General features: G+C 44.1%; 12 protein-coding genes. 6 read left to right on the top strand and 6 right to left on the bottom strand.

Annotated elements, in window-relative coordinates; translation table 11 throughout:
* Positions 1-138 precede the first annotated feature (138 nt).
* Together NQ117_RS20310 and NQ117_RS20305 are read right to left on the bottom strand one after the other, a co-directional pair.
* Positions 139-1,359, bottom strand: coding sequence for an MFS transporter (locus NQ117_RS20310; RefSeq protein ID WP_258279844.1), 1,221 nt, complete (start codon positions 1,357-1,359; stop codon positions 139-141).
* Positions 1,359-3,167 carry a M3 family oligoendopeptidase gene (locus tag NQ117_RS20305; RefSeq protein WP_258279843.1) on the bottom strand — a complete coding sequence of 603 codons (1,809 nt, stop codon included), beginning with the start codon at positions 3,165-3,167 and terminating at the stop codon, positions 1,359-1,361. Before NQ117_RS20305 ends, NQ117_RS20310 begins: the two co-directional genes overlap by 1 nt.
* A gap of 212 nt (positions 3,168-3,379) precedes the next feature.
* Here NQ117_RS20305 and NQ117_RS20300 point away from each other — a divergent pair, with 212 nt between their 5' ends.
* From NQ117_RS20300 to NQ117_RS20290, 3 genes are all read left to right on the top strand, one after another.
* Positions 3,380-3,556: a YycC family protein gene (locus tag NQ117_RS20300; protein ID WP_258279842.1), complete on the top strand. Its 177-nt coding sequence runs from the start codon at positions 3,380-3,382 to the stop codon at positions 3,554-3,556.
* A gap of 2 nt (positions 3,557-3,558) precedes the next feature.
* A complete protein-coding gene (locus NQ117_RS20295) occupies positions 3,559-3,798 on the top strand; it encodes a hypothetical protein (RefSeq protein ID WP_258279841.1) in 240 nt (79 codons plus the stop codon).
* Between the two features lie 298 nt (positions 3,799-4,096).
* Positions 4,097-4,870, top strand: a complete 774-nt coding sequence (locus NQ117_RS20290; protein ID WP_258279840.1) for a class I SAM-dependent methyltransferase — start codon at positions 4,097-4,099, stop codon at positions 4,868-4,870.
* A 159-nt stretch (positions 4,871-5,029) separates the two neighbouring features.
* Here NQ117_RS20290 and NQ117_RS20285 read toward each other — a convergent pair whose 3' ends face one another.
* Together NQ117_RS20285 and NQ117_RS20280 are read right to left on the bottom strand one after the other, a co-directional pair.
* Positions 5,030-5,764: a DUF2225 domain-containing protein gene (locus tag NQ117_RS20285; RefSeq protein ID WP_258279839.1), complete on the bottom strand. Its 735-nt coding sequence runs from the start codon at positions 5,762-5,764 to the stop codon at positions 5,030-5,032.
* Between the two features lie 32 nt (positions 5,765-5,796).
* Positions 5,797-6,177, bottom strand: coding sequence for a globin domain-containing protein (locus tag NQ117_RS20280; protein ID WP_258279838.1), 381 nt, complete (start codon positions 6,175-6,177; stop codon positions 5,797-5,799).
* Positions 6,178-6,596: 419 nt separating this feature from the next.
* On the opposite strand from NQ117_RS20280, the gene ylbJ reads away from it, so the two are divergent.
* Together ylbJ and NQ117_RS20270 are read left to right on the top strand one after the other, a co-directional pair.
* Positions 6,597-7,850, top strand: a complete 1,254-nt coding sequence (gene ylbJ, locus NQ117_RS20275) for a sporulation integral membrane protein YlbJ (RefSeq protein WP_258279837.1) — start codon at positions 6,597-6,599, stop codon at positions 7,848-7,850.
* A 125-nt stretch (positions 7,851-7,975) separates the two neighbouring features.
* A complete protein-coding gene (locus NQ117_RS20270; RefSeq protein ID WP_258279836.1) occupies positions 7,976-8,788 on the top strand; it encodes an NAD kinase in 813 nt (270 codons plus the stop codon).
* Positions 8,789-8,896: 108 nt separating this feature from the next.
* Here the strand turns inward: NQ117_RS20270 and NQ117_RS20265 are convergent, their stop codons facing one another.
* Together NQ117_RS20265 and lipA are read right to left on the bottom strand one after the other, a co-directional pair.
* On the bottom strand, positions 8,897-9,709 hold the full coding sequence (locus NQ117_RS20265; protein WP_258279835.1) for a YutD-like domain-containing protein: 813 nt from the start codon (positions 9,707-9,709) through the stop codon (positions 8,897-8,899).
* A 92-nt stretch (positions 9,710-9,801) separates the two neighbouring features.
* Positions 9,802-10,689, bottom strand: coding sequence for a lipoyl synthase (gene lipA, locus NQ117_RS20260; RefSeq protein ID WP_258279834.1), 888 nt, complete (start codon positions 10,687-10,689; stop codon positions 9,802-9,804).
* Between the two features lie 210 nt (positions 10,690-10,899).
* Here lipA and NQ117_RS20255 point away from each other — a divergent pair, with 210 nt between their 5' ends.
* Complete coding sequence (locus tag NQ117_RS20255) at positions 10,900-11,949, top strand: M23 family metallopeptidase (protein ID WP_258279833.1); 1,050 nt, start codon at positions 10,900-10,902, stop codon at positions 11,947-11,949.
* Positions 11,950-12,191: the final 242 nt, after the last annotated feature.

Below are 12,191 nucleotides of genomic sequence, written 5' to 3'. Positions count from 1 at the left end.
TTGTATCAATGTGACGCATCTCTACCTATATACTTAACTCCTAGTACCGAAGAAGCTCAACTTGAGCTTCTTCTTTTTGTTAGGAAGTAAGTATGTTACCCGTTCGCCGCCGTTGTCTTTTGTATGCAGTCTTCTTTGTTAAATAGATGAGACCTGCTTGCTGCTAACCGTTTCGTATTTCTGCTTGCGAACCTTGGATGAATTGGACCAGATCATAAATCCAATCGCAGCTAACCCGGCACTCACGATACCGAAACTGTACATCCCAGTTCCACCATATGATTCATGTAGTGCTCCACCAATTGAACCTCCTGCAATGCCAGCGACACCGATGAACAGCATGTTCAAAAGCGCTTGGCCCGTTGCATTCATCTCCATTGGCAAAATCCGTGCAACGAACTCAATAGAAGTCACCCAAACGGCAACAAAAGTAATGGCATGCATAGCTTGAATCGCCACAATAGCCCACGGATCCGTAAACCATACACATAGCACCCATCGGATTGTATATAAAATAGATACGATAAAGAGCATGCGCTGCATCGTAAACCTTTTCACAATATTGCCCATAAAGAAAAATCCAATAATTTCGCTCGCTCCAGCCACTGCCCAAGCCCATGAAATATGATTGCCCGTCCCGCCTTCAGCTTGAAGGTGAATAGTAAGCAAACCATCATTCATGCGATGAGGGATTGCAATCAGCATAAGCATCCCGAAGAACACTAGCAAGGTAGGGTTCGAAAATACTTGTCGAACAGACTGCCAATTCAAAGTACGAGGCTTACCTGCTGCTTCCACCTTTTCTTCTCCAGAAGTTATCGCTTCTGGTTCACGCATAAGCAAAAACATGATCATGACTCCAGACCAAATGCTAAGGAATACCCATAAGAGAGCGCTAACCCCACCAATTTGATCGAAAAACATGCCCATTCCTACAAGCATGAGACAGAAGCCAACAGATCCCCACAATCGAATCGAGCTGTAAGAAGTGCCTAGCACGGGGGCCATTTTCACAGTAAGGGCATCCAGCAACGATACCGTCGGCATGAAAAATACATACATGATTAATAAACTTGCAATGGTTATGTAAGAATCAGACGTTAGAAACAATGTTGTTCCGCAAATCCCCATTAACAGCCACAGCGACAAAAGGAGCGGACGAACCGCTCCAATTCTATCGCTTATCATTCCTGCCACTGGCTGAGCAAACATAGCAATAAAAGGTCCGAGCATAAGCAATGTACTCGTCTCAGTCGTACTGAACCCTCTTTGCAGAAGCAGCAGCGGTAAGTAAGGAATAAATACAGAGTTTGTTGAATGGAACAACGTGTGTACCATTTTAAACTGGATCGAATTCACTATTTTACTGCATCCTTATTGTCCGTCATCGCTAAGAACTGCTCAATATCTTGCACTGTTACATCAATTGCACTTTGCCAGAAATCTGCTTGTGTTAGATCAACACCAAGATGCTTCTGAGCCAAATCTTCTACCGTCATACTGCCCGTATCGCGCAGCAAATCATCATACTTCGCCGCGAACGTTGTACCTTCTTCCTGAGCGCGTGCATACAAGCCCGTGCTGAACAAGTAGCCAAATGTATACGGGAAGTTGTAGAATGGAACACCGGTCAAATAGAAGTGCAATTTAGACGCCCAGAAATGCGGATGATACGATGATAACGAATCACAGTATGCTTCCTTCTGTGCTTCTTCCATAAGTGTGTTCAATTGCTCAACAGAGAGCAAACCTTTGCGACGCTCTTCATAGAAGCGAGTTTCGAACAAGAAGCGTGCATGAATGTTCATAAAGAATGCTACAGAACGCTGAATTTTGTCTTCAATCAAGGAAAGCTTCTCTTCCTCATTCTTCGCTTGTTTCACTGCCGAATCAGCAACGATCATCTCAGCAAAGGTTGAAGCCGTCTCTGCCACATTCATCGCATAATTCTGCGCCATTTCTGGCAAATCATCCATAACAAATTGATGGTATCCATGACCCAATTCATGTGCCAACGTTGATACATTAGATGGCGTACCTGCATAGGTCATAAAGATACGTGTCTGCTTACTTACTGGAAGTCCTGTGCAGAAACCACCTGGACGCTTGCCAGCACGATCTTCTACCTCAATCCATCCATTTTCAAATGCATGTACAGAAAATTGCGCCATTTTCTCACTGAACTTATTGAACTGCTCAACGATCATTTCTGCGCCTTCATCATAACCAATCTTAGACTGCGTGCTGCCGATTGGAGCATCTACATCACACCAAGACAAACGCTCTACACCTAGTAACTTTGCCTTGCGCTCCAAATACTTCACAAACGCAGGCTTGTTCTTCACAATCGTATCCCACATCGCGTTCAATGTGTCCGTAGACATACGGTTAATAGCCAACGGTTCCTTCAGCGCATTTTCCCAACCACGATGTTCATATAGCTTCAAGCGGAAGCCGCCAATACGGTTCAACGATTCTGCACAGAAGTCAGCTTGTTCGGACCAAGCATTTTCCCACAACTTGAATGTCTCTTCACGAACTTCACGTACAGGATGGGAAAGACGGTTGTGCGCTTGCCCTGCGGACAATTGCAATTGGGCACCGTTATCTTCTACCTCGATGCGAATTTGTGACACGATGCGGTTATACAATTCTCCCCACGCATGGTAACCATCGACAGATAGATCCCCAATTAGCGCCTCTTGCTCTGGAGAAAGCTTCTCACGTGCCCAATCTCGACGTTCATTCAACGGAAATTGAATCCCCTGCATATCCGGCAATGCAATGTATTGCTTCCAGAGTTCATCGTTCATTGCACTCCACTTCTCATCAAACAACGTGTTCAATGTAACTAGCTGTGCACGCAAGCTTTGTACACGCCCTGTTAATTGAATCGCCTTCTTGTCTCTCACATCTTGCGAAGTCAAGCAGCCGATGAAGCTTCCCACTTCGTGCGCCCGCGCTGAGATATCCTGCATGTCCAACGTCTTTGCTGCAAGCTTATGTACGTCTTCTGTTGTTTCAATGGCAGAGAGCTTCTTCAATGTCTCATGCAAAGCTTGCATGTCTTTCTCCAATTGAGTCATAGACTGTTGAAGCTCTTCTGATTCAGAGCCTCCGGAGAAAATAACTTCCAAATCCCAGGTTTGCTGTAGAGGTAATTTCACGATGTACACACCTTTCTGAATTGGTATAACTGTAGCAGCACGAACCGATGATAATCATGTTGTCCATTCTTAGCTGTACTCATTTGTATTCGGAATTGCGCAATTCCCGATTTGTCAATTCGGTGCTGAACGTGTATAACTAGACTATAATCCATATTACACCCGCAGTCCTGCTTGGTTCAACAAAGATATTATTTGAAGGAGATCTAAATATGAGACCATTACAAATATCAGCTGACACCGCTGTTAAGCTGTCTGAAGCGCTTGGTGTCCCTCTTGAGCACTTGATGCATATGCCGCAGCACATCTTGATGCAAAAACTTGCGGAGATAGCTGCCCAATCGTCAGAGCATGCAGCAGAAAAGAAAGTCGACGGTAAGGAGGCTTAAGTATGATTCCATTTGAAAATACACTTCCCTATGACGAGCAAATGGGAGATCTATACGCGCAACACTGCCCTTATTGTCATCAAAAACATGTGCTATTGCCGATCCGTCCTGATGAGCTGCCTGATATCCATGATGGCAAAAAACGTCTGCTCGTATTCCCTTGCTGCAACAGCAGTGTAACGATTGTGGATGCGGACAGCGATTATTTGCTTGCTAATAAGAAATTGCCGAGAAGACCTTAATCACTATGAATTAGGTGTTCTATTCCTATTACAATGAATTTGCAATCCATTCAATTACCTTCAATTGCGATTATGCGGTCTTATAAAACAATTTGCCCCGGATTGACTCTACCCAAGAGCGCCGGGGTTTTGTGCGTTCCCCTCATTTATGCGTTCATCCTTCAAATTAACAATATGCCAAATATGACTATACAAAATTCCCCTTTACACGTTTGGAACAATTTAGATATAATCCAGTTGTAATATTAATGAAACTAAGTTTCATGGAGTGGAACTAATTGAATGAGGGGGCGTATCCATGGATATCAAAAAGCAAGTAATGCAGCAGTTCGGTCAACATGCATCGAAATATGTTTCAAGCCATACTCATGCAAAAGGGAAAGACTTAGATCTGCTCGTTATGCTGGCATTAAGTGAGAATCACTCTTCTGTGCTCGACATTGCCACTGGAGGCGGGCATGTTGCCAATGCATTGGCACCGTATGCCAAGCATATTATCGCTTATGATATGACACCTGAAATACTTGCAAGTGCGGAATCTTTTATTACGGGTAATGGACATCAACATGTCCAGTTTGAAGAAGGCGATGCGGAACAGCTACCGTTTGCAGACCACAGTTTTGATATTGTCACCTGTCGGATTGCCGCTCACCATTTTCCTAATGTCCACTCCTTTATTCAAGAATCATACCGTGTTCTTAAACGTAATGGTCGACTGTTGATTATCGATAATGTAGCGCCAGAATCAGACCAGCTTGATCATTTTTACAATACTGTTGAGAAGAAGAGGGACCCTAGCCACAACCGCGCTCTAAAAAAAGGGGAATGGTTTAGCATGTTGGAATCCAGCGGATTTACAATTGAAAGTATGTATACGTTCCCTAAAACATTTGCATTTGATGAATGGTTTAAGCGTATGGGCCAATCTGATCAAGTACGGCAAGAACTCACTCAACTAATGTTGGAAGCTCCGCATGAGACACAACATCATTTCCGAATTCAAACGAGTAAGCAGCAAATTATTAGTTTACGTGGTCAATCTGCACTTATCCAAGCCAAAAAAGAAGGTTAGATTGCTTGCTATCATAAACAGTACAGGTATACCTGATAGTAAAAACACACAAGCCATCCTGAATACGCTGCGGCGCATAATAGGATGGCTTGTTCTATCATTTAAGTTCTTATATTTCATATTTCACTTCTTATGATCAATTATTCATTTAAATAAGCCTTATAATACAATCCGTTTTTCTTGGAACATATCATCTGGGGTTTCTAACTTCTGTGCTTGCATTTCTTCACGCATAACCGCCCACTGCTCACGTGCTGCACGAATCATTGCAGCATCCAAAATTTTCTTATCATGAATGAGCCTTGCAAAACATTTAGCAGCATCCTGATATTGACCAAGACGACGATACAACTCACCCATTATATAAATAAGTTTCGCATCATTTAGCTCGGTAGCTTCTTTTTCAAAGACAGATACATAGGCTTGCAGGGCAAACTTCAAATACCGCATTTCTTGTTCTATATTGTTCCGATACCGATGCAGCCATGCTGTATGATGAAGCAACCCGGCCAGCACTCTGTCGCTCTCTTGAATCGTTTGTGCGGTCAGTACCGCCAACTGGTACGTTTGCAAAGCCAGCTCCCAGCTCCGCTCTCCCCCATAATCACGTGCAGTCCACTGCTTGCCGATCCGCTCTTGAAACTGCGACTTCTGCTTGTCCGTCCATTGCTTCTTGCTATTCTCTGTCGTCGCACAGCCACAGTGAGCACATACATACACCACATAATAGTCAGGATTATAGCGCTCATTCGTATAGTGCTGACAAAAGTCGCTGTCCACCTGCTTCGCATGCTTAAATCGGGAGCGAACTCTTGATGTTCGATAAGTGGCCTCACATTGAGGACAGTGAACATCAATTTGATACAAGGGCTCAACTTCAGCCGAGGAATTCATTTACAATATGCCCCCTCTTATTTGTTGACTGACTAAGATTGATTCACAAAGTGATACGCCGGACCACGCAAACGTTCAAGAATATAGTGTGAAAGTTCTGGATCAATATTCACTTCTTGCATTGCGGCTTCCATACAGCTTAACCACGCATCTGCATGCTTCGGAGTAATTGGAAATGGAAGGTGCCTAGCTCGCATCATTGGATGCCCGTATAATTCCGAATAAACGGCAGGACCACCAAAAAATTGAGTTAAAAATAATATCTGTTTTTCTACAACAGGATCAATATTTTCAGGGAACAATGGCCCAATTAATGGATGTGCTTGTACTTTAGGATAGAACGTCTCTACCACTTGGCGGAGTACCGCTTCTCCTCCTAATGCTTCATATATCGTACCAGGATACCGCTTCACTTTCTCACCTATCTTTCTATAAAGTGACCATAAGTTTCGGCTCATTATATCACAAAAAAACGCCGAACGGTGTGTTCAGCGTCATGGTTATCAGTAGTATTTCCACTCTTCTTCAGTAGGACTAATCAATGACTCTCGAATGACGTATACGAAAGCACAAACAAGGATACCAGCTATAATACTCATTCGACTCCCCCCTATTTAACCCCAAGTAGTTAGGTTACTTTAGCGTTTCATCAATTAATTAATGAAATTGTATCATAAGGATAGCCGTTTTTATATTAAAAAATGCAAGCGGTTTCTTTACATTTTGATTACAAAGCCCTATTCCATTGTCATGTTTGTCCAATTCCGCTCATATGATCCTTTGGGACCTCTTGTCCACAGATATCCTTACGGTACGCGGAGGGAGAGCATTTATGCCTTGGTATACTAAGATAGGGATCATTGTCCGCTTTATGTTGTTAAGCGCAATATTCGCCCTTATGTTGCAATATCCGGCATCTATTCTGCAAGCGGCCTTGCGTGGAGTAGGTATATGGTGGGACGTGCTGTTCCCTTCTTTATTGCCATTCTTCATTATATCGGAAGCATTGCTAGGTTTCGGCATTGTTCATGGAATCGGAGCACTATTAGATCCCATTATGCGGCCGCTGTTCCGTGTACCAGGGGTAGGTGGATTCGTCGTAGCGATGGGATATGCTTCAGGCTATCCTGTAGGAGCCAAGTTGACAACCAGACTCCGATCTGAGGGACTGCTTACGCGCGAGGAGGGAGAGCGACTCGTCTCATTCACAACCACATCGGACCCGATCTTTTTAATAGGAGCAGTTGCCGTGGGGTTCTTTGGAACCCCCGCTCTTGCTTTGCCACTTGCCATTGCTCATTACGGGGCTGGCCTACTTCTTGGCATTATAATGCGGTTCCATGCTTATCGTTCCCCCCCAACCGCAGCCACTAATCATTTATCCGCTGGCACAGCTGAACAATTAGCATCACGTTCATCATCAATATGGATTACAGCTTTTCGAGCAATGCATACAGCCCGGTTGCAGGATGGAAGACCATTAGGGACGTTATTAACACAAGCCATCCAATCTTCCTTAAAATTAATGATGGTTGTGGGGGGTCTTGTCGTTTTCTTCTCCGTCATGATGGAGCTGCTCAGTTCTGCTGGCATTATGAAAGCATGGGACTATATGCTTCGAACGGTATTATCATGGATACACTTGCCTGAATCACTTGCACCTGCACTATCTGGCGGTATATTTGAAGTTACGCTTGGTGCAAAAGCAGCTGGAAGCGCAGAAGGCGCTGACTTGCGCATGCAAGTTACAGCAGCAGCTTGGATCGTATCGTGGGCAGGATTGTCTGTACATGCACAGGTGGCAAGTTTGCTAAATGAATCAGATTTGCGTTATACTCCATTTCTTATTGCACGACTTATCCATGGCATACTTGCTGGATTGTTTGCTTATCTGCTATTTCCATGGCTAGCTCCATACTCAGCAGCATGGACATCATTTTTATTGCCAGCAACTCATTTAGAACCACATACCAACTGGTCATGGGTTGTCCATTCCCTTCAATGGGGAGGATACCTAACATTAGGAATTTGCTTATTACTCCTCTTCGGGTCCTGCATCGTTCGCATTATTCGCTTATTGCGATAAAAGTTGGCGATTGTTTTCCTATGAAAGACATATTAAGATGAAGATGACTAAATGACTGGAAGACCTCTTTTTAAAGAGGACATGATCGTTCATAAACATGTACAACACACAAAGGAGCCAACGCTTTGAAATACGCAATCTTGAATCGCGGAGATGAGTTATCACTCGAGTTAACAGAACGATTTCATTATTTGGCAGCCGAACAGCAATTAATTCATCATGACGAGTCGCCTGACATCGTTGTTTCCATAGGCGGGGACGGCACGATGCTGCAAGCTTTCCACCGCTATATTGACCAGCTTAACAGTACAGCCTTCGTCGGTATTCATACAGGGCATCTTGGGTTCTATGCGGATTGGAAAGCCGATGAGATTGAACTTCTCGTTCAACTAATGGGCAATCACCATCAAGCTGAAACCTTACAGCCTAGGATCGTCAAATATCCATTAATCGATCTTATTGTGACTACACATCATCAAGAAACAACCAGGTATACAGCACTTAATGAATTCACTTTAAAAGGAATAGACGGAACACTTGTAGCCCAGATCGACATCAATGACCAATTGTTTGAAATGTTTAGAGGAGACGGTATTTGCGTGTCTACCCCATCAGGGAGTACTGCATACAACAAAAGTTTGGGCGGCGCCATGGTTCATCCATCGATCGCTTCTATACAACTAGCGGAAATTGCCTCTATAAACAATAGGGTATTCCGAACATTAGGCTCTTCGCTCGTTTTACCTAAGCATCATCACTTTGATATTTTCTCACGCAAGGAGCAACGTTTGCTCTTAACTATTGATCATTTGAATTCAACATTAGATAATTTATCGTCTATTCGCTGTCAAGTATCCGATCAAACCGTAACCTTTGTTCGCTACCGGCCATTCCCATTCTGGAATCGCGTACGTGAAGCATTTCTTGGCTACGAGTAATACAATTCTGAAATTCCTGAAGATTGATATCACTTATCATCATGAAAGGGCTGTCCCTCAAGTAGTAATAGCTACTCAAGGGACAGCCCTTTCTATGTGATAATTGTATTACGTTGTCGTTGGTGGACTTGATGGGCGTGAATCTGGGGCAGCTCGGTGAGCGTTACGGCGTGAGCCACCATCTTTATTCGGCTTATTAGGCTTGTTCGAGTCTGCTGAGCTTGGATTGACTTGAGCCTTCGAACGAGCTTTGGTCCGATTGCGATTCGGCTTGTTGCGTTCCGTACGTTCATTCCGATCTGGACGCTCTTGCCGCTCAAGATGATCCGTTTTCTCCGCGCGTTCCTTCTGATCCTGTCGACCTTGGCCTTGTTGTGGCTTATCTTCACGAGCTGAGCGATTATAACGATTACGACCACGCTCATGGCGTTCAGGACGGGCATGCCGCTTAGAACGATTAGGCATCATTCCGGCTGCAACCGTTTCATTAGCATCCCCTTCCTTTATGGAAGAGCGAACTGGAAAGCTGATGCCTTCAGGTTTGGTTTCTCCATCACCATCAAGCCTTACTTCCTCCAAAGCCGCAGCGCCTTCCTGCTCCGCTTCTGTAGGCAGTTCTGTCCAATCTGCATTTGTACGTCCATCCTTATTAGCCACTCGTTCTAGGACAAAATAAGCACAACCAAAATTACAGTACTCATTTACATAATCCATCATACTTGCAATTGTCGTCTCTTTCGATGACTTTGGATGGCCTTCTTTAAAAAATCCCTTTAATCGAAGTTGATTGTAACCCCAATCACCAAGTATATAATCATATCGCTCTAGAACTTCGCTGTATCGTTCGCGGAAAAAATCCGGATTCCACGCATTTCTATATTCATGAACAATCTCATACGTTCTCCCGCCGATATGAATCACGTTCTATTCCTCCTTCTCCGAGCCGCGGTACTATTCCGCCCGCAGCATAACGGCGAAGCGCGTCCTACCATGCATAAATGTTTTGAATTGCGTTATGCCTTGGCCGCTACGTTCTCCTGCGCTGACTTAACTTGCTCATGCGCATGATAGGAGCTGCGTACAAGTGGTCCCGACTCAACATGGCTGAAGCCGCGCTTTAATCCTTCTTCTTTAAGCTCTGCAAATTGTTCTGGTGTGTAGTATTTCTCTACAAACAGATGCTTAGGAGTTGGCTGCAAATATTGACCGACCGTCAAGATATCACAGTTAACTGCACGCAAATCATCCATCGTTTGAAGAATTTCGTGCCATTCTTCTCCGACCCCGAGCATAATACTGGATTTAGTCGGAATCTCAGGCTGCATTTCTTTAGCACGACGAAGAAGTTCTAAGGAACGCTCGTATTTCGCCTTCGCACGTACACGATCCGATAGACGTTCTACCGTCTCTACATTATGGTTCAAAATATCTGGTTTAGCGTCCATTACGATTTTCAATGCATCCCAGTTGCCCATAAAGTCAGGAATCAGAGTTTCAACTGAGCACAAAGGCAACCGACCGCGTACCGCCTTGATGGAGCCTGCGAATATAGATGCGCCCCCATCTTGGAGATCATCACGAGCAACAGATGTAATTACACAATGACGCAATTGCATTTGCTCAGCTGCTTCTGCAACACGCTCTGGCTCTTGAAGATCCAGTTCAGTCGGCATCCCTGTATTAACCGCACAGAAACGACATGCACGTGTACAAATATCGCCGAGAATCATGAAAGTTGCAGTACGATTAGCCCAGCACTCATATATGTTGGGACAGCGCGCTTCTTCACAGACCGTATGCAGCGTCTTACTGCGCATCATATCCTTAATTTCGGAATAATTTTCACCTGTGGTCAGCTTGATGCGTATCCAATCGGGTTTAGCTTGCGCTTTTTTCTTCATGAAGTTCTACTACCTTCTTTCTCGGTTCGCTTGTCCTTGACCTAATTCAGTATCAGTATTATAACATGAATGGTTAAAAATCCATACCTTTGCCTGCACGGAATTCATTAAGATTTAAGTCAATTTGACAGCATAAGAAATCGATTGTGGCACATGCTACATATAGTGAACATTCTGGTTACATGCAGCTATGGTTAGGAGGTATCCCCATTGCCACGTCCCTTTGTCCTATTGGTATTCGTACTGATTGCCGCCATAGGTTGCGGGTCACTTAGTAAATCAACGGCGGCCTATAGTAAGCCCGCTTCCTCAGCAGCTGAAGTTCGAAAAACTGAAAATGATGATGCTGAACGACGCATCCTATACGATAAAATGAGCGCTGTTACAGGTATTCCTTGGTATCGTTTAGCAGCTATCGATCAGTATGAACGAACGATAACAATCGCGAATCCGAAGAAGAGAGAACGATCCGCTCCCGTCGTTAGTATTGTAATCGAGCCTCCCCAATGGGCAGGCATGCTCAATCCCGATATGAGTGACAACAATCCGAAGTCAATACTTTTATTCAACGGTATTGGACGAGACGGTTCCGGGGATAATCGAGCTGAACGAAATAATGATTTTGATTTGCTCTACAGCGTCGCCAACTTTATCGGATCTTATGGCTTGCAGGAAGAAGACTTCGCTAATGGCTTGTGGAATTACTATCAGAATTCAAGAGCTGTCCAGCGCATAAGGCAATTCGCTAAAATTTATGAGCGCTTTGATCAGCTGAATTTAAAAGATCGCGCTTTCCCACTGCCAGTGCAATCGATATATTCCTATCGAAGCACATGGGGAATGGGGCGCCATTACGGTGGATTCCGCATACACGAAGGAACCGATATATTTGCCAGACACGGTGTGCCCGTCCGAAGCACATGTTACGGGGTTGTAGAAATTAAAGGCTGGAACCGCTACGGCGGATGGCGCATTGGCATTAGAGATACGGACAACCTGTATCACTATTACGCTCACCTGTCTGGGTTTCAGAAAGACTTGAAAGAAGGGGATATCGTCTCTCCTGGCCAAGTTATCGGCTGGGTAGGCAGCTCAGGTTACGGCAAACCCGGAACACAGGGCAAGTTTCCTCCCCATCTTCACTTTGGTATTTATCGTGACCGCGGCCTAATTGAATACGCCTTTGATCCGTATCCATCATTGAAACAATGGGAGTCTATGGACAAGCGTAAGCTGCGCAAAGATAAAAAATCTTCATGAATGTAAGGATTCAATAGTGGAATAGAAACTGCTTTAGAAAAACACTGATCTAAAATTAGGTTGGGCTATGAATTTCGAATGTCGTCAATTTTAGGAAAACATTCTGCACATGTCCTTGATAAAAAAGGTCGAGTTAAGATTCTTTTTCGAATCCTACACTCGACTTTTTAACATGGCAGCATCGTTATATCATTTTAAAAAATGTCACAGATCTTTATCCTCATAACAAATACTACACTAAA

The sequence above is a fragment of the Paenibacillus sp. SC116 genome (genome assembly GCF_024733555.1).
Taxonomy (GTDB): domain Bacteria; phylum Bacillota; class Bacilli; order Paenibacillales; family Paenibacillaceae; genus Paenibacillus_B.
The sequence above is the reverse complement of the archived record's forward strand: the minus strand, read 5'-3'. Positions and strand labels throughout refer to the sequence as shown.